The organism is Synechocystis sp. LKSZ1 (genome assembly GCF_040436315.1).
Classification (GTDB): Bacteria; Cyanobacteriota; Cyanobacteriia; order Cyanobacteriales; family Microcystaceae; genus Synechocystis.
This window is the reverse complement of sequence record NZ_AP031572.1, coordinates 2365204-2381711: the sequence shown is the minus strand read 5'-3', so window position 1 is coordinate 2381711 and position 16508 is coordinate 2365204. Positions and strand designations below refer to the sequence as shown.

The following is a 16508-nucleotide window of genomic DNA, read 5'->3' as shown; positions in this document are numbered from 1 at the left end:
TGAGGGAGTTTGTCCCTGTTTATAACGGTTAAGTTGTGCGATGCAAACTATGCTACTCTCGGTTGATCACGCATGACTCAAGCTCTAAATACACTTTCATTCCAGGGTTAACATGACGCGATAGGGTTAGCTTAAATTTCTCAGGATTTATGCTGGTTTTTACTCCGCAAATATTTTTAATCTGTCCAGTAATATCTTTTAAGTTTTGATTGTCTATATCTGTAACAAGCTTATCGTAAGCTTGTTCATCAAAATCCAGGCTATTGGCTTTACAGTAGTTCATTAAAACTTCCTTGTCATATAGGTAATTTTCTATTTCCCATCTTTTGAGTACCCTATGATTGTTGGGATTATTCTGAAGGTAAATTGCCCGATCATTCTCATCTATGTTTTTTCCAGATGCCATATCTCTATCTTTGAGAACTAATATTTCCAGATCGGCAAATACTTTACTGAGAATGGCGATTGCAATCTCACTTCTTTGATCAAGCTCTGTATTCCCACCACTTGAAACAAATAAAGTGTCCATGTATGTATTTGCAAAGATGTTATTAAATACTTGTGCATCAAGTCCTTTCTCTATACCGTTGCTCCCAGGCTTATCCTTTCCTTCGCAATATATGATGCGTTTTGGACTGATTAGGTTGACTATATCATCTAAGGCAATTTCAAAGATATCTTTCCAGTTAGATCTAGACATAGGTATTGGTTGAAGTACATACGATTCTGATGCCAAGTTATACTCATTTTTAAATTGAATAACTTGGCATTTATCTCTCATTTCATTCTGTAGTGTTCTAAGGAACCCAATACTGTGAGTTGTAACCCATATTTGGCAATCATCTCCAATAAGCCTATCTATCTCAATTAAAAGATTCTTTTGAATGCTTGTGTTTATATGTAGTTCAGGTTCATCTAGTAAAAACACGGTATCATTGTATTCGTCTTGCCGCAAATAAAGGTCTAATAGAATATCTACAACCTCTTTCTCTCCAGAAGATAAAACATTAAATTCAAATTCTGTAGGATGATCTGTTTTTTTAAAGTACAAAGTTCCCTGAGATGCTTCTATATTTCCAATACTAGAAATTTCTAAGCTTAGACATTTTTTTATAGAGGAGTTTAGGTCGCCAATAATTTTAGCCTTAGCTTGACTTGGTCTGCAGTCTTCATCATGAAGATATTTGTTATATCTAATGTATAAGCGCCTATAGTTTTCTTCCATTTTGTCGTCTAAATCCGAGGCTGTAGTAGCGCCATAATTATTCAGCCTAATTTCTTTGGTTGCTTTAGATTCATTTATTTTTAGATTACTATTGTATCTATAAGGGCTTCTAAATGAAAAAATCGTGTTTTCCTTACCATTTTCAGCCTTGCTAGCTCGAACTTCAGGAAATGTACCTTTGTCAAAATTTATTATTATGTTTTGATGGGTATAGCTAGGCGATCCATGCATTGAATGATACTGGTAATCTTTATTATTTTTGTTCCCGATGCGCCCGTGCGCATTAGCATGAAATAACATTCCATCTAAAACACTGCTCTTGCCACATCCATTTGGACCAACCAACGCGACAATTTTTTTAGGATCTTCTCCCAGGTCAATTGTGAGATCAAAAAAGCGTTTATATCCATTTCGTAAATGCAACTTCTTTATTTTCATTGTAATGCTCAATTCTTCATGTTTTCTCGGCGCTAACTAGCGATTAGAAGGAAACTTTCTATGTATTATGCTACATACACATTTTTTAAAAATATTTCAGCATATTATTCTAGATAGAGGAATGGTAAGAAGTTTTCTGTATCAGACACCCAAAAGCGTGTTATGTCGATTAGTGTACTTGCTTATGAACTCTACACCACCCCAAAAACTCCTTGCCGTAGTGCGCGCGACTATTGCCCCAAGCATTACTCCCCCAAAATTGGGCAAACCTATCTTGAATATCCTTGAATATCATAGAGCGTTCCCCATCCGCTTCGCTAGCTCTGCTCATGGGTCGGGCCTGCGGGCTCATCGCCCGGAGCTAGCAAAGGCGAGACCGTCATTTTCTCTTTGCTGTCTCTGCCCAAGGCGCTAGTCCCTAACGCGGCAAGCCCCCCTTGTCAGTCTAACGGCAGGCTTTACGGTTTAGCCGGGGGATTTTCAAACACCCTCTTACGGTAAATCGAATAGCAGGACTTCGCAGTCACGGGTAGCCGTTAAAACCAAGCTGGATTCTTCGCTAATAGCTACACCATCTCCCTGTTCTAGGTCTAGGCCATTGAGGGCCAGTTGGCCCTGGGATACCTGAAGCCAACCATGGCGCTGGGGATTAAAGGCCTGGGTTAGGGATTGGCCGGCCTGGAGACGGGCCACAGCCAGAGTGGCATCTTGGTGGAGGGTAATCGTCTCCTGCTCGCCGGTGGGGGTTGCAATCAATTGAAACTGGCCTTGGCTGGGCGTGAGGTCAATGGCCTTTTCTTCATAGCTGGGAGTCAGGCCCACTTGGTTCGGCAAGATCCAAATCTGCAATAGGTGAACCGGTTCCGTCTGCGAAGCATTGTACTCACTGTGGGCAATACCGGTTCCCGCCGTCATCCGCTGAATTTTACCCCGTTCAATCACCGAACCGTTGCCCAGGCTATCCTTGTGTTCGAGTTGGCCCTCTAGAACATAGGTGATAATTTCCATGTCTCGATGGCTATGGGTCGCAAAGCCGCCGCCGCCCTGAATGCGGTCTTCGTTAATCACCCGCAGACTACTAAAACTCATGTGGTTGGGGTTGTAGTAATTGGCAAAGGAAAAGGTGTGATAACTCTGGAGCCAGCCGTGGTCTGCATAGCCCCGGTCTTGACTGCTTCGTTTCAGTAACATAGGTTATTTCCCGTTGTTATGTTTTTTCAACTATAACGAGGCCCCTAGGGATTGGCCGAAAATCGTCACGAAGCAAGAATAGAAGGCGGTTTGGCAAAAATCATACGTCCTGCCGCTGTTTGCAGGGCCGAGGTCACCACCACCCGCAATTCAGTGCCAACGTATTCCCGACCTTCCTCCACCACCACCATGGTGCCATCTTCTAGATAACCAATGCCCTGGGCCGGTTCTTTGCCTTGCTTCAGGATTTTAAGATCAAGTGTATCGCCGGGGAGATAGATGGGGCGAATGGCTTGGGCGAGGTCATTGACGTTTAGAATCGCCACTTTTTGCAGGTTGGCCACCTTGCTGAGGTTGTAGTCATTGGTCAGGAGCGTACCGTTAATTTCCTGGCCCAGATGAACGAGCTTGGCATCTACCGTCGGGATGTCATCATAATCAGCGGAATGAATGACAATACGCTCGGGGAAAGCCTCTTGGATGCGGCCCAGAATATCCAGCCCTCGGCGGCCCCGCACCCGTTTTTGGTCATTGCTGGCATCAGCCAACTGCTGGAGTTCCGCCAGCACGAATTGAGGAACCAGAATTTGTCCTTCAATAAAGCCAGTACCCAGTAATTGCTCAATGCGGCCGTCGATGATGCAACTGGTGTCTAGAATCTTCGGGGCGACAGGGGTGAGAGTCCCCTCCGCCAGGAGCATGGTTTCTAGGCTATTGGGATTGATCAGCCTTAGAAAGGTTCGGCCGTGGGTGTCGGCAAGACTGATGCCCAAAAAGGCAAAGATGACGCTGCCAAAAATGGCCAGGGTTGGTTTAAGAAACGAGAATTCCCCTGGAATCGGTAGTAAAAAAATGGGAGCGAGCATCAAGTTAGCGATCAATAGGCCAATGACCAGGCCCACGGCTCGGGTCAGAATCGTCTCAATCGGGGTTTCTCGGATGCGTTTTTCTAGGCGTCGATAGGTCGTTTGGGCCACTAACCCGATGGCCAGGCCAATAATGGAGGTAAAACCAGCGGCTAACCAGCGCAGGGCCTCTACGTTGGAAATTTGGAGTCTTACCGGCTCAGGGAGTAGATCAACGCTGTCGAAGCCAACCCCTGCCAAGGCAAAGATGAAGAGAAGAATGATAATGGCATCTAACATAAGGGCCTATCCGAATTCAGCGGGGAAACTCCCCGAAATAATGGCGGAGAACGACGAGAGACCCGGCCAAGACAGAAAGAAAAACTGGGTGACGCCCCCTCGCTCTGCCTTCATCTTATTATATTGACCGGGTTTGCAATCCCCCAGAACGGTTTCTTGCGGCCCCGGCGTTAGACAATGGAAAAAGATTGCCATCGAAACGAAGTATGATGTCTTCCTTTACGGTTACGGTTCCCGCTACCACAGCGAATTTAGGCCCGGGTTTTGATTGCCTAGGAGCGGCCCTCAGTTTGTATAACCGCGTCACCCTAACCCAGCTACCGGATACCGAGCCTTGCTTAAGCATTGCCGTGACAGGCCCTGAGGCCGATAAGGTAAGTCGGCAAACGGATAATTTAATTTACCAGTCGATCCTGACTTTCTACCGCCACCGAGAGCAATCCGTGCCGTCCCTCCAGTTAGACATTGAGCTGGGGGTTCCCCTGGCTCGGGGCCTGGGCAGTTCGGCAACGGCCATTGTGGCGGGCTTGGTGGGGGCCAATGCGCTGTCGGGTTTTCCCTGTAGTAACCAAGAATTGCTCGATCTGGCCATTGCCCTGGAAGGCCATCCCGATAACGTGGCGCCTGCCTTGTTGGGTAACTGTCAACTGTCGGTTCAAGACGGTGGCCGCTGGGAAATTAACGCCATGCCCTGGGCCGACAACCTGATTCCCGTGGTGGCAATTCCTGATTTTGAACTCTCCACAGAGGCGGCCCGCTCGGTTCTGCCCTCAACCTACGACCGCAAAGACGTGATTTTTAATAGCGCTCATTTAGCCCTACTGCTCCAGGCCTTAGCCACGGGGCGGGGGGATTGGCTCCGAGTGGCCATGGAAGATAAAATTCATCAACCCTACCGCCAGGGCCTCATTCCTGGTTACTTGGCCCTGAAACAAGCGGCCCTGGACGCCGGAGCCTACAATTTGGTGATCAGCGGTGCCGGGCCGACCCTGTTGGCCATTACCTCACCGGAAACGGCCGCCCCAGTGGCCCAGGCCCTACAACAAACCTGGCAAGACCAAGGCATCAATACCCAGACCCACATCCTGGCCCTAGACCGTCAAGGGGCCAACGTCAGCCCCGGAGCATAATATGGCAAAAGTCTCGCGACCTGGACAATCTAGCACGATCCAACCCCGGATATTGGCGGTGGTCAATGGCAAAGGGGGCGTAGGTAAAACGACAACGGCAGTTAACCTGGCTGCCATCTTGGCGGAAAAACACCCCGTTCTGCTAGTGGATGCCGACCCCCAAGGTTCCGCCTCCTGGTGGGTAGAGCGCAGTGAGGGCCAAATGCCCTTTAGCTTTAGCCAGGAAAGCCGGCCCGAGGCCCTGACCCAACTCCATCAATCGTCCCAGTACCGCATCATTGTGGTGGATACCCCGCCGGCCCTCCGCTCCGAGGCCCTTAAAACCGTGATTCGCTTGGCGGATTATCTTGTCTTGCCGACCCCCCCGGCCCCCATGGATCTAACGGCCCTGATCGATACGGTGCGTACCGCTGTCATGCCCCTCCAGGTGGCCCACCGTGTGCTCCTGACCAAGGTCGATTCCCGCAGTTTAAAGGAAACCCTAGAGGCCCAAAATACCCTCTTGGAATTGGGGATTCCTGCTTGCCATGCCTTCGTGCGCAACTATAAGGCCCACGAGCGGTCTGTGTTGGACGGCGTTGCCATCACCCACTGGAAAGGCAAACAGGCCAAGGAAGCCGAATCGGACTACCGTCGGGTTGCCGAAGAACTCCTGCGGGAACTCAATCCGTTCTAGAATCAAGCCCCCAGGCTCCCCACCGTTCTGTTAGCCATGCTCCAATTCCTTAAGGGCCAGATGCTCTCTCTGGGTAAAAATGCCCAGAATCGTCTCATGCTAGTGCTAGAAGTCCAACAGACTGGCTACGAAATCCAAGTACCGGCCCGTTTCTCTGCTGGCTTGAATTCGGAGTCGGCCCCGATGCTCCAAGTCTTTGTCAGTCTCCAAGTACGGGAAGAACAGCCCTACCTTTACGGTTTTACGACCTTGGCGGAGCGGGATTTGTTTAATCAATTACTCAGTGTGTCGGGGATTGGCGCCCAGTTAGCCTTGGCTTTAATCGATACCTTGGGCCTAGAGGGCCTGGTACAGGCGGTGGTAACGGGTAATATCAATCAACTCTGCCAAACCCCCGGCGTGGGTAAAAAAACGGCGGAGCGCCTGGCCCTAGAACTGAAGAGTAAACTGTCCCAGTGGCGGCAATCCCTGGGTCTGACCGTAAATACGACGGAATTACAATTGGGGGCCAATCAACGGGAAGATCTGGAGTTAACCCTGCTGGCCTTGGGTTACACTGACCAAGAGATCCATCAGGCCTTGGGGGCCATCCGTCAAGAGACGGCCCTGACGCCTACTACGCCTGTGGAAGAATGGATTCGTCAGGCCATTCTCTGGCTGAGTCAACGTTCCTAGCGCGCCTCTGCTTGCCGATGTTTACGCTCCTTCCTTCCCTGCTCGGCTTTTTTTTCTGGTTTGCCTCCCCGGCCCCTCTCTCCGGTACGGCGATCCAGTGGCAGGAAGCTAAACTTTTTGATCTACCGACCGAGACCGATCCCGTCGTTACCAACTTGATTGAAGACTACCTCGACCGCCTAGAAGCCAAGGGCTACGACCGTCAACGCCAGGGGATTTGGTTCCAGAGTGAATGGGCTTATCTGGCTCACAACCAGGAAGCGGTTGCCATTTCTGCCGCCTCCCTGACCAAGATTGCCACCAGCCTTGCTGTGATTAACCGCTGGGGGCCTGAGCACCGTTTCGAGACCCGTTTTTATAGCACAGGGCCGGTCGTGGCCGGGGTGCTGCAGGGAGATTTGATCATCCAGGGAGGCTTTGACCCATTGTTTGTTTGGGAAGAAGCGATTGCTGTTGGTAACGCCCTCAATCGCCAAGGAATTAAGCAAATCAGGGGAAATTTAGTCATTACAGGCAATTTTGCCATGAATTTTAAAACCGATCCCCAGATTGCCGGGGCCCTATTTCAACAGGCCCTCCAGGCCCAACGCTGGTCGCCTCTGATCAAAAAACAATACGCTAACCTGCCGGCAGGAACGCCAAAACCCGATGTCACCCTAGAGGGCCAGGTTTTGACCCAGGCCCAGTTACCAGCCGAAGCCCAACCCCTCCTGCGTCGGCAATCCCTGAGCTTGGCCCAGATTGTCAAACAGATGAATATCTACAGCAACAATGATATTGCGGAAATACTGGCCCAGTCGCTAGGTGGTGCGGCTGTCGTCGCCCAGGAGGCCAGTCGCTTGGCCAAGATTGCCCCTGGGGAAATCCAGCTCAAAAATGGTTCGGGCCTAGCGGTGGAGAATCGTCTCTCCCCCAGGGCTGTCACACAACTTTACCAGGCCCTGCAAGGCCTACTAAAACCCCAGGGCCTAACCTTAGCGGATCTGTTTCCCGTGATGGGCCGTAACCACAAAGGAACCCTGGAATGGCGTGCCCTACCGCCCGGCCTGATAGTAAAAACCGGAACTCTTAATCAAGTCAGTGCCCTTGCGGGCATCATTCCTACCCAAGAGCGGGGCATTGTCTGGTTTACCGTGATTAATGGTGGGCCCCATTTTGACCGTCTCCGGGCCGAGCAGGATCGCTTGCTCCAGCGCTTGGCCGAGCATTGGCATATTTTGGCGACGGATTTGAATCCCGGCCCAACGGATCAGGTGAGCTTAGGATCCCCTGATCGGACACTCATCCCCTAGATGTCGCGGCTACCAAGTGGCAAAGCCCCAAAGCCACAACGGCAGGAGTGGCCCTAAGGCCAGGGAACTCATACCAAGAGCCGTCACCACGAGATCCCGGTCTAGGTCGTAGGCCTCTGTCAACACAAGGGTGGCAAAGGCACAGGGCATTGCCGATTGCAGAATCAAGACTAGTCTCGGCGGGCCTTCCATGCCCAAGCTGGTAAGGAGCATAGCAATGATCAGAGGCACTAAAAACATTTTGATGCTTACAGCTCCCAGGGCCAGGGGAAGATTTCGCCAAGAATCCAACTGCTGTAACCGCATACCCATGAGTACTAGGGAAAGCATAATGACTCCCCAAGCAAACCCGTTCAGCGTTCCATCCAACCACTCAGGAAAAGCGACCCCCCGCAGGGCCAATCCAACAAAAAAGGCCAAAAGACTAGGGTTTTTGAGTAACTCCTTGACTATTTTTTGCCAAAATTGGAGACTTTTTAGAGAGATTTGGGACTGATTCGGGGAAAAAGGAATTTTCTCAAATGGCTCCTCTCCCATCAGTTCCTCCGACCGCACCGACTCCTCCTCTGCTATCGCTGATTGCGATTTGCTCCGAAAATAGGTCTGAGCCGCCAAAATAAAGCCAAGGCCATAGGCCCCAAAGAATGTTCCTGGCACGTCGTAGAGCAAAGCCCAACCGAAATAATCTGGGCCCAATTGGGGCAATAACAAGGTCACTGGAAAGCCAAGATAGCCCGTATTGCCCACCATACTGCTTAACGTAAAACTACTGCGGGTTTTGAGGGCCGGTTGATGGGGCAAGGCTCTGAGCCAGAGCCAACTACAGAACCAGGCCAAAAGAATGGCCCCCCAAGCCACCACTGGCGCAAGCCAGATGGCACCAGTCCAGTTGGCCCTGCGGATAAAATTAACCACACTGAAGGGAACCCCCACTAAAAACAGGAATTTACCGAGGTAGGCAGGAATTGTGCGGTACCAAGCAGGGCCAAAGCGTCTAGCAATCCAATCCCGCTGGAGCAGAAAGCTGAATAAAAAACCGATGCCCCAGGCACTGCCAATGGGAAGATAAAGCCTTAGAAATAGATTTAAAAAAGGATTCATAGTTGATGATTTATTTCCTGAGGTCAGAAGATTCTGTTTGGGGATTTTTGATAATTAAAGGCTTAGGAAGAAAAGTAATTTGATAGTTTTTAGATTGGGAATTATAGAATTCTATATAATCAATAGCCTTATCGAGGGCCTGTTGGCAAGCATGTCGCGTAAGATCAATGCCGGTTATCCCCAGTAGGCCAAACCGGAGACCTTGATTGATTAAGCCTGAACCTAAAGGAGCTGGCAGACAAGGGGCCAAGTCGGGATCTAATGCTTCTAGGTAGTTCAAGACCATGACGTTATCTGTGGCAAGGAGAAACGTCTCAAAATTTTGCAAAATCTTCAGCAATCGTAGGGCCCTTTGTCCCCCTTCCCCTAACCCTTCCATCTTTGTGTAAGCTTGCTGGAGGTTACTCACTTGATAGAAAAGGGCTTCGAGGTCTGGCTGGCTAAGGTAAGCGGCTTGTAGTTGATGAATCATCCTCCCTTCATCACTGTAATGATTGGCATAATTACTCAGACTGCTTTGTAGATATTCCCCAATTTTTTGGGGATCAAAATTAATACTTGCCAATTGTCTTAACATTCTGATTAAGGTCTTTAGCAAATCAAGAAAATCTGGGAAGTCACTCACCAAGAGTAAATGATGCGTCCAGGCCGTTAAAATTTGACGACGTCGGGCCTGCACCAGGGTCAAGGCCTGGTCAAAGGTTTCTACAGCGGATAGTTGGGCCTGGAGAATGCCCTGGCATTCATGAACTAATTGCCCTAGCACATCAAGTTGTTTTTTCGTGCCTAGATTACCAATGCCGCCATGGTTGCGAGTCTCCAGACAGGGATTAAACAGTAAGGCAACCCGCTGACGGGGACTATCAGCTAACAACACATTATCCCCCCGGTCCTCCTCACAGAGGGTTTGCAGGGCCCGGGCCCCAGCCAAAATATCTGTTCCTTTTTTGCGATCCGCATCACCAATTACTAAATGGGTCGCCTGGGATAGCCTAACGGTATTACTGTGCCGAACGATACGGGTCAATTGCTGTCGAGCGGGTTCTGCTTGGCCTAGCCATAGACCATTAATACAGCCTGGTTGTAGGGAGGCAATGGAAAGACCCAGAGGAATAGTGCAAGCTAGACTATCGGGACGATGCAGGAGGTCTTGGTAGAGGTCGGCAATAATATGGTCTAAACTCCGGACAAAGGCATTGTTGGCCTCAGCCGTAGGAGAGGTTGCATCTAATAAAATGCGAGTGCTATGGGTTCGTCTAATGGTTTGTAGATCCGCCAAGCCAACTGCCAACATTTTGTGGATACCACCACTGCCACCCCGAACTTCGTAGGGATGTAACTCCGTGTCCCCCGCCACCAGGGTTAAATGGTGTTGCCAGAGTTCCAGGGGGAGAGAGAGAGAGAAGCCTTGCTGAGCCGCCGTTGCTAGGGGAACAGTACTAGCCGGCGGGTTTTCCGGGCCAGTAGAGGCTGTCTGGAAAGGAGTTGTTTCCTTAAGGGCCTGTTCTCGTTCCAAGTAACGTTCCAAGGTTAGCGGTTCACCTGGAGAGGTCATCGCCGTCAAATGGCCCTGGAGTTGAGTGATAGCCTGATGGAGAGCCGAAAAACTACTAGCAGACATTTCAGGAAATTCTCTGACTTCAACCGTGGCTTGGGGCTGGAGGGGGGCCAGAGTCGTTTGTTGCCGCAGGCTAATCCCTCGTATTTTTAGCTGGTGGTACCGCTGGGGCTCTAGCCATTGTTCGAGGTCCTGCTCCGTCATCGGTGGATGAGTTCCCAGGCCAAAGAGCACTGTAAATTGTAGGCCTGGACATTCCGTCTGCAAACTCAAAACTACGTCTAAAAGGAGATGGGCAGCGATATTCGTTCGGGTTTTGTCGGGCAGTACTAACAGTAAACGTGGTGGTGAAGAAAGCCCCAAATGGTCAAGGGCCTGACGGAGATAAGTCATACATTCTGCCAAAACCCGCTCACGACTAAGGGTGCCGTATAAATTGGGACGAGATGCTAGAACATAACTCCCCATTGGCAATGTCAGGGTTTGGCCAGGAAAACTACTGAGGGCCTGTTCAAGGCGGGGATCTATCTCAGGTATTGCCGTCTCCTCTAGGCCCTTGGCCACGCAACAAAAATTAGGCAAGATTGGCTCTACCATCACTATCTAGAAGCATCCATGCGAGAATCTCTCGTGCCATAAGGTAACACTCTTTCGTTAATCTAGGTAATTACCCTGAGTAAGATTTGATGAGATCGAGAAATTTTGAGTATCTCTCTCCGTTACTCAGGAATTTGTCTAGAATAAAGCCGAGATAAGCCCATTTTCTCTTCCCAGCAGGTAACACCATGAGCAAATCAACCCAAGCCGAGGCTATTATTCGCTCCCATGTACTTTGGGCCATGGGGGGAGGCTTGATCCCGATTCCCCTGGTCGATTTTGCGGCGGTGACCGCTATCCAACTGGAGATGTTACAACAACTCGCCCATCTCTACAACGTCAACTACTCTCGCAGTACGGGCAAAGCCTTCGTTTCGGCTTTAACGGGTACAACCTTGGCAAGTCTCGGGGCCAGCTTTATTAAAGCCATCCCTGGTTTTGGTTCCATTTTAGGGGGAGCCTCCATGGCCATTACCTCCGGGGCTTCGACCTACGCCGTAGGCCAGGTAGCCGTCAGTCATTTTGCCAGTGGGGGTAACCTCAATAATATTGTCGATGATGCCGTGAAAAGTGCCTACGACTCGGCCTTTGAAAAAGGTAAAAGTTATGTCTCAGACCTAGAGAACGAAAAGGGCGATGATGCGGCGGATATTTATCAAGCCTTGGAAAAACTCGGTCAATTAAAAGACCGGGGAATTCTCACGGAGGAAGAGTTCCAGTCCAAGAAGCAAGAACTCCTCGCCCGACTCTAGGGGCCCAACACCCCCTTTTTTCCACCCATAATGACAACTGGCTCTCTCCTACTACAAGCCATGCAGCGCCCGGATTTCTACGATCATCCGGTGACGGAGCCAATTCAAATTCTCCAGACCCATTGCTCGGTGGTGGTTTTGACCGGGAAGTTTGCCTACAAGTTAAAGAAAGCCGTCAATTTTGGCTTTTTGGATTTTTCGACGCTAGAAAAAAGACATTATTTTTTGCATCAGGAATTGGCCCTCAATCAACCCGTAGCGCCTGATATTTATGTCGAAGTCATGGCCATTAGTCAAGTGGGAGAAAAATTTCTGCTCGCTAACCCACAGGCCGTGGTGGAATACACCTTGAAAATGCATCAATTTCCCCAGGATTGTCTGCTTATTCATTTGTTTGAACAGGGCCAGTTGACCCCGGAGCAAATTCAGGAACTAGGACGAAAGGTAGCGGATTTTCACCAACAAGCTCGGACAGGCGAGTATATTAGTCAATTTGGTTCCATTGCAGTCATTCGCCAGTCCATTGAGGATAACTACACTACGACCGAGAAATATATTGGCTTGGCCCAGACCCAAACCCAGTACGACCAGACCCGACAGTTTACCAACCGGTTTCTAACCGAAAAAAAAGACCTCTTTCAAGAGCGTCAGGCCCAGGGCAAAATCCGCGAATGCCACGGGGATTTACATCTCAAAAATATTTGTTACTGGCATCGGCAAATTCAGCTCTTTGACCGTATCGAATTTAATGAACCTTTCCGCTTTGTGGATGTCATGTACGATATTGCCTTCACCGTCATGGACCTTACAGCTAAGGGCCGACCGGATTGGGGCAATTTATTTTTAAATACCTACCTGGAACAGACAGGGGATTGGGAGGGTGTACAAGTTTTACCCTTTTATCTCTCCCGTCAGGCCTACGTCCGCGCCAAGGTGACTTCTATGCTCCTGGATGACCCGGATATTGCCGAGCAGGACAAACAAGACGCCCTCGCTATTGCTCAAGCCTATTACCACTTGGCCTGGAAATACACTCAACCTCAATTGGGCCAAATTTTGATCATGTCTGGCCTATCGGGTTCAGGCAAAACCAGGCTGGCCCGTCGCTTAGCGGCCCAACTTAAGGCTATTCACCTCCGTTCTGATGCAGTCCGCAAGCAGTTGGCCGGCATCCCCCTCCACCAGCGGGGAAACGTAGACCTTTATCGCCCGGAAATGACGACCCAGACCTACGACCGTTTGTTGGCCCTCGGGCTTTCCTTGTCCTCCCAGGGGTTCACGGTCATTCTCGATGCCCGCTACCCGTGCCGAGACCAACGCCAAACGGTGATCACCGCCGCTCAAGCTCAGCAAATTCCCCTGCGGATTATCTACTGCCAGGCCAGTTTAAACACGCTCCAGGCCCGTCTACTAGAACGTAAGCATGATATTTCCGACGCTACCGCCGACCTACTGGCCCAACAACAACGGGAGCAGGAGACTTTCTCTGCCGACGAGTTGGCCCTGGTGACGTTTGTCGATACAGAACAGGGCCTGCCGGATACTCTCCCATTGGTTTAATCTCTATCTTTGCCTATGCCCTACCCTAGCCACCGTCAGATTCATCCCCTCGCCGGCTTTCCCCAGGTCTGCTTTATTCAAAATACGATTCAGAATCCCAACATCATCATTGGGGATTATACTTACTATGATGACCCCGAAGATTCAGAAAACTTTGAGCGCAATGTCTTGTATCACTTTCCCTTTGTGGGGGATCGCTTGATTATCGGCAAATTCTGTGCCCTGGGCCGGGGGGTCAAGTTTATTATGAATGGCGCTAATCATCAAATGGCGGGGTTTTCTACCTATCCCTTTGAAATTTTTGGTGAGGATTGGGCCCAATTTGCGCCGCCGCCAGAAGCCTATCCCTATAAAGGTGATACGGTCATTGGCCATGATGTCTGGCTGGGCTACGAGGCCCTTTGCTTGCCAGGGGTTCAGATTGGCCATGGGGCCATTGTGGCCGCAAAAGCCGTCGTTACGAAAGATGTTTCTCCCTACACGATGGTCGGCGGCAATCCTGCGACGGTGATTCGTCAGCGCTTTGATTCAGAGACGATAGCGGCTTTACTGGAGATTGCCTGGTGGGACTGGAACATCGAAAAAATTACCCGTCATCTGGACAAAATTGTCGGGGCTGACCTGGCGGCTTTGCAAGCCTGTCAATAAACGCGAGCTTGGCCCTGGGGGCCTGTCAATAGCTAGGCCTTGCGGAAATGATGGTATAGGCTTTTCCAGGCAAATCGAGGTAAGACCAGCATCCGCCGCCAACGCCAAGGCTCTTGATACAGCCGGTAGAGCCATTCGAGATGGTTATCACAAAACCATTGGGGGGCCCGTTGTTTTTCGCCAGACCAGACATCAAAACTCCCCCCGACCCCCATCCAGAGGGCCTGGGGACAGAGGTGACGGTGGTCTTGAATCCAGTATTCTTGACGGGGTACACCGAGGGCCACAAAAATAATGGCAGGTTGCTTTTCCGCTAGGGTACGACACCATTGGGCCTGCTCCGGCTCCGAGAGAAAGCCGTGGTTTGCAAGGATAGTCAACTGGGGATACTGACTTTGCCAATAGTCTGCCGCCCGTAGGGCGACTCCCGGCGCGCCGCCATAGAAAGCAATGGGATAGGGTTGCGCTTGTTGGGCGCTGTGATGAATGAGATCCGCCGCAAGTTCGATGCCTGGGCAACGATGCTGACGTCGGCCCTGCAAGCGTAAATAAAAAATAATGCCGGCTCCATCGGGAACGATGAGGTCTGCTTGCTGAATAATGTCATGAATACGCGGATTTTTCTGGGCCAGCATGGCCATTTCGGCATTGAGGGTGACGACCTGGCCGCCTTTTCCCTTGGTTAAGCGTTGCGCCAACCAAGCCAAATAGTTAGATGAGAGGTGGAGCGGCAAATCAAAAACAGAACTGGTCGGCAGAGAATCGTTTTTTATCATAATACTCTGGCAGTCTTAGAAAAAGTCATAGTAGACCATCCCCGTTTTGGGATCCGTCAGCCATTTTTGATATTTGAGGTATATCGTTTCGCCCGGAATCGGTTCTTTAAATTCCTGGGGCCAAGCGTAATCCGCTTCGGGATATTCCGTCGCAACCTGGAGCAGGTTTTGATAGTAGCGATTCCATTTGCGTAGAACTTTCATTAACTCCTCAAATTTGAGGTAGGAGATCGCATGTTGGTGGGAAAGGGCAATATACTGTACCATCACCGCGTAGGCCTGGGGGGTAGCCAGCGTTTCAGACAGTTTAATAATATTTCTGAGTTTTTCAAAAATAGGGAGATTAGCATTAACAAAACTGATTAAGGCCCGGATGTCGTAAATATGCTTGATCTCAATATTCAAGATATAGTCTGCAATGGTTCTTAAAATGGAATAGTCGGCCAATTGAAAGGTTTTAAAGAGGGAAAGGAGTTCTAAACCAAGGGGATTTTCCGACACTTTTTCTAGATTGCGGGTATAGACCTGCATGGCTTGCTGTCCTTCTTCGGTCTTAACAAAGGCTATAATATCCTCTGCTTTTTCGAGAACCTTGGCCCGAAAATCCTGAGCGGTAATCTCTTCTCTAAGTAGTTCTTCTACAAACTGATAAAACTCCTGCTGTTTAACACTGCGGTAGCGGAGTTCTGTTTGGTCAATGCCAATAAACAAATCCTTGGCATCAATGGCAAATTGTAAGAGTTGTGCGCTTTCCCCCAAACCTGCAAATTCACCGATGCCCTTTGCCAAAAGATACTTGATCCTCACATAGGTCAAAAATTCTTCATCGCCAAATTTATCGGAGTCAATGGCCTCAGCCGTTTTTGCAAAAACCCGTATATCCAGCATTTGCTTTTGCCGAAAAGCCAGCACCGCCTCTGGAATGTCCTGCTTCTTACTCCGGTTTAATAGACTATCAAGGAGCCCGCCTTTCCCTTCAATGGGACGACTCCACCAGGGCAAATCCGTAGAGGACGTAGAGGTATCTTGGATAGGGTTAGACACAGGACAGTTACCTCACAGATAAAGAAGAACAGATACCAGCATGACGCGATAAAGGGAGCTTTGACAACCTGTCAATAGACTAGCCCCTATCTTGACTGATTATCCAGCCAAACGCCTACGGAAAGATTGTAGCTTTTGAAAACCCCAAACTTTAGCGGATAGGAGAAAGACCTTTTGGTGCTTTGATCAACTCGATTATAAATCTATCAATCCTTCCGACTGAGGGCCAACTCAACGAATTGGCGCCGAGAGACTCAGTTGGGCCACGGGCAAATCGGGTCGTAGGCTTTGGGCCCGACGGAGGTAAGCATGGTGAATTTCGGTCTGGGGCTTGCAAGTATTGAGATGAATCAGCACTCGAATACAGCGTTCCAAGCTACCAGGGACATGCATTTGCTGGACATCCAACAGGGGGACATTATCCCAATCAGGCCGTTCTCGGGCAATGGCCGCCGGAAAGAGGGCATCTAGATCACGGGTGACGGAGAAAGTGACACTGACAATGTCACTAGGGTCAAATTGATTGTGGGCTTCAATAGTATCCAGTAATTCGCTGACGGCTTCTCGCATGGCCGCGGCAGTATTTTCCGTTACTGTTGTTGCGCCACGAATGGCCCGCACTCTCCAGTCCACAACCCTAATCCTCAACCTAATGACCTGTTATCTGACGTTTTTACTAAGCCTACCATCCCCCGCTCCA

General features: G+C 49.8%; 15 protein-coding genes. 7 read left to right on the top strand and 8 right to left on the bottom strand.

Annotated elements, in window-relative coordinates:
• Positions 1 to 52 precede the first annotated feature (52 nt).
• The 3 genes from ABXS88_RS10835 to ABXS88_RS10825 all read right to left on the bottom strand — a co-directional run bounded on the left by ABXS88_RS10835 (position 53) and on the right by ABXS88_RS10825 (position 3999).
• On the bottom strand, positions 53 to 1663 hold the full coding sequence (locus tag ABXS88_RS10835) for an ATP-binding protein (RefSeq protein ID WP_353672061.1): 1611 nt from the start codon (positions 1661 to 1663) through the stop codon (positions 53 to 55).
• Between the two features lie 492 nt (positions 1664 to 2155).
• Positions 2156 to 2854 carry a pirin family protein gene (locus ABXS88_RS10830; protein ID WP_353672060.1) on the bottom strand — a complete coding sequence of 233 codons (699 nt, stop codon included), beginning with the start codon at positions 2852 to 2854 and terminating at the stop codon, positions 2156 to 2158.
• 65 nt (positions 2855 to 2919) lie between these two features.
• Entirely contained in the window at positions 2920 to 3999 is a 1080-nt protein-coding gene (locus tag ABXS88_RS10825) for a PIN/TRAM domain-containing protein (protein WP_353672059.1), read from the bottom strand.
• Positions 4000 to 4208: 209 nt separating this feature from the next.
• On the opposite strand from ABXS88_RS10825, the gene thrB reads away from it, so the two are divergent.
• The 4 genes from thrB to ABXS88_RS10805 are packed head-to-tail and all read left to right on the top strand — an operon-like array spanning position 4209 to position 7772.
• Positions 4209 to 5129 carry a homoserine kinase gene (thrB, locus tag ABXS88_RS10820; RefSeq protein ID WP_353674807.1) on the top strand — a complete coding sequence of 307 codons (921 nt, stop codon included), beginning with the start codon at positions 4209 to 4211 and terminating at the stop codon, positions 5127 to 5129.
• Position 5130: 1 nt separating this feature from the next.
• A complete protein-coding gene (locus ABXS88_RS10815) occupies positions 5131 to 5805 on the top strand; it encodes a ParA family protein (protein ID WP_353672058.1) in 675 nt (224 codons plus the stop codon).
• A 36-nt stretch (positions 5806 to 5841) separates the two neighbouring features.
• Complete coding sequence (gene ruvA / locus ABXS88_RS10810; RefSeq protein ID WP_353672057.1) at positions 5842 to 6480, top strand: Holliday junction branch migration protein RuvA; 639 nt, start codon at positions 5842 to 5844, stop codon at positions 6478 to 6480.
• 17 nt (positions 6481 to 6497) lie between these two features.
• Entirely contained in the window at positions 6498 to 7772 is a 1275-nt protein-coding gene (locus tag ABXS88_RS10805; protein WP_353672056.1) for a D-alanyl-D-alanine carboxypeptidase, read from the top strand.
• A gap of 9 nt (positions 7773 to 7781) precedes the next feature.
• On the opposite strand, the gene ABXS88_RS10800 is transcribed toward ABXS88_RS10805, so the two are convergent.
• Together ABXS88_RS10800 and ABXS88_RS10795 are read right to left on the bottom strand one after the other, a co-directional pair.
• Positions 7782 to 8873, bottom strand: coding sequence for an AEC family transporter (locus tag ABXS88_RS10800; RefSeq protein ID WP_353672055.1), 1092 nt, complete (start codon positions 8871 to 8873; stop codon positions 7782 to 7784).
• A 10-nt stretch (positions 8874 to 8883) separates the two neighbouring features.
• Positions 8884 to 11028: a hypothetical protein gene (locus ABXS88_RS10795; RefSeq protein ID WP_353672054.1), complete on the bottom strand. Its 2145-nt coding sequence runs from the start codon at positions 11026 to 11028 to the stop codon at positions 8884 to 8886.
• Positions 11029 to 11216: 188 nt separating this feature from the next.
• Between ABXS88_RS10795 and ABXS88_RS10790 the strand changes: the two genes are divergently transcribed.
• Genes ABXS88_RS10790 through ABXS88_RS10780 form a run of 3 tightly spaced genes read left to right on the top strand, consistent with a single transcriptional unit; the run spans position 11217 to position 13988 of the window.
• Positions 11217 to 11780: an SHOCT domain-containing protein gene (locus ABXS88_RS10790; protein ID WP_353672053.1), complete on the top strand. Its 564-nt coding sequence runs from the start codon at positions 11217 to 11219 to the stop codon at positions 11778 to 11780.
• A gap of 30 nt (positions 11781 to 11810) precedes the next feature.
• Positions 11811 to 13340, top strand: a complete 1530-nt coding sequence (locus tag ABXS88_RS10785; protein WP_353672052.1) for an AAA family ATPase — start codon at positions 11811 to 11813, stop codon at positions 13338 to 13340.
• 15 nt (positions 13341 to 13355) lie between these two features.
• Positions 13356 to 13988 (top strand): Vat family streptogramin A O-acetyltransferase, encoded by a 633-nt coding sequence (locus tag ABXS88_RS10780; RefSeq protein WP_353672051.1) that lies wholly within the window; start codon positions 13356 to 13358, stop codon positions 13986 to 13988.
• A 32-nt stretch (positions 13989 to 14020) separates the two neighbouring features.
• On the opposite strand, the gene ABXS88_RS10775 is transcribed toward ABXS88_RS10780, so the two are convergent.
• The 3 genes from ABXS88_RS10775 to aroH form a co-directional block, all read right to left on the bottom strand.
• A complete protein-coding gene (locus ABXS88_RS10775; protein ID WP_353672050.1) occupies positions 14021 to 14764 on the bottom strand; it encodes a WecB/TagA/CpsF family glycosyltransferase in 744 nt (247 codons plus the stop codon).
• 15 nt (positions 14765 to 14779) lie between these two features.
• The gene (locus ABXS88_RS10770; RefSeq protein ID WP_353672049.1) at positions 14780 to 15808 is read right to left on the bottom strand and encodes a hypothetical protein; all 1029 of its coding nucleotides are present in this window, start codon (positions 15806 to 15808) and stop codon (positions 14780 to 14782) included.
• A gap of 231 nt (positions 15809 to 16039) precedes the next feature.
• A complete protein-coding gene (gene aroH, locus ABXS88_RS10765) occupies positions 16040 to 16441 on the bottom strand; it encodes a chorismate mutase (protein WP_353672048.1) in 402 nt (133 codons plus the stop codon).
• Positions 16442 to 16508: the final 67 nt, after the last annotated feature.